Source organism: Streptomyces xingningensis (assembly GCF_054957865.1).
In genome coordinates, this window is sequence record NZ_JBDJPF010000154.1 from 1 (window position 1) to 1916 (window position 1916).

At 70.0% G+C, this 1916-nt stretch carries 1 protein-coding gene; it reads right to left on the reverse strand.

Annotated features, from left to right (window positions below; all coding sequences use genetic code 11):
* A partial coding sequence (locus ABCR83_RS32580) for a type I polyketide synthase (RefSeq protein WP_462698875.1) occupies positions 1-1916 on the reverse strand: 1916 nt, incomplete at both ends.

Genomic DNA, 1916 nt, shown 5'->3' on the forward strand with positions numbered 1-1916 from the left:
ATGCTCAAACACCGAACGCGACACCACCAACGACCACCCCACATCAACCGGCAACAGACCAGGCTCGGCACCGACCCGCCCAGCCAGCCGCCGCGCCTGCTCCCGCAGGGCCTCCGAGGTCCGCGCGGACACCACCCACGGCACCACGCCCTCGTTCCATGCCGTGCTCACCGGCTGGGATCCGGACTCGTCAGGGACGTGTTCCAAGATGACGTGGGCGTTTGTGCCGGAGATGCCGAATGCGGAGACCCCTGCCCGCCGCGGACGGCCGTCCACCGTCCACTCCATCCGCTCGGTGAGCACCCGTACTCCGCCGGACTCCCAGTCCACATGCGGAGTTGGTTCGTCCACGTGCAGCGAGGGCGGAAGCATCCCATGGCGCATCGCCATGATCATCTTGATGACACCCGCGACACCCGCCGACGCCTGGACGTGACCGATGTTGGACTTGACCGAGCCGAGCCACAGCGGCCGGCCCTCGGGACGCTCCCGGCCGTAGGTGGCCAGCAGGGCGCCGGCCTCGATGGGGTCGCCGAGGGTGGTGCCGGTGCCGTGGGCCTCGACCACGTCCACATCGGCGGGGGACAGGCTCGCGTTGGCCAGTGCCTGCCGGATCACCCGCTGCTGGGAGAGGCCGTTGGGGGCGGTGAGGCCGTTGCTGGTGCCGTCCTGGTTGATGGCGGATCCACGTATGACAGCGAGTACCTGGTGCCCGTTGCGCCGCGCGTCGGAAAGACGTTCCAGCACCACCAAGCCGACGCCCTCACCCCATCCGGTGCCGTCGGCAGCGGCCGCGAACGGCTTGCACCGCCCGTCGCGGGCCAGGCCGCGCTGCCGGGAGAACTCCACGAACGAGCCCGGCGTGGCCATCACCGTGGCCCCGCCCGCCAGGGCCAGCGAGCACTCGCCCTGCCGCAGCGCCTGCGCCGCCAGGTGCATCGCCACCAGCGATGACGAACAGCCGGTGTCCACGGTCACCGCGGGCCCTTCCAGGCCCAGGATGTACGACACCCGGCCGGACGCCACACACCCCAGGTTGCCCGTGCCGATATAGCCCTCGACGTCCAGCGGCCGCTCGCCGACGAGCGCCAGGTAATCGAAGATGGTCAGGCCCGTGAACACACCCGTGTCACTGCCCCGCAGACTCTCGCGGGCGATCCCGGCACGCTCCATCGCCTCCCAGGCGGTCTGCAGGAGCAGTCGCTGCTGGGGGTCCATGGCCAGGGCCTCGCGTGGGCTGATGCCGAAGAACGAGGCGTCGAACTCCCCGGCGTCGTAAAGGAATCCGCCCTCGCGCACATAACTGGTGCCCGGATGCTCGGAGTCGGGGTTGTAGAGCGTCTCCAGGTTCCACCCGCGGTCCACCGGGAAGTCCCCGATCGCGTCCCCGCCGGATGCCACAAGATCCCACAACTCCTCGGGGGAGCGCACACCGCCCGGGAACTGGCATGCCATCCCCACGATCGCTATCGGCTCGTCATGCTGGGGGACGACCGCTGCCGAACGTGCGGATGGGGCGCCTTCCGGATGTTCCCCGGACAGCTCGCCGTGGATGAAGCCGGCCAGTGCGTCCGGCGTGGGGTAGTCGAAGACGACCGTGGTGGGGAGGCCGAGGCCCGTCGACTCGTTGAGCTTGTTGCGCAGCTCCACGGCGGTCAGTGAGTCGTACCCCAGCTCCTGGAACGGCTTGGTGGCGGGCACGGCATCCACCGAGTCGTGTCCGAGCGTGGCCGCGGCCTGCCTGCGCACATGGGTGAGCAGCAACTGCCGCTGCTGCCCCGGCAGCGCCCCGCCGATCTCCCGCAGCAGCGACGTCTCGGCCGACGACGCCTCTCGCTCGGCGGCGTGCGGCGCCGTTGGTTGCTGGTTTTCTGGTAGGTCGGTGAGGAGTGGGCTGGGGCGTTGTGCGGTGAAGG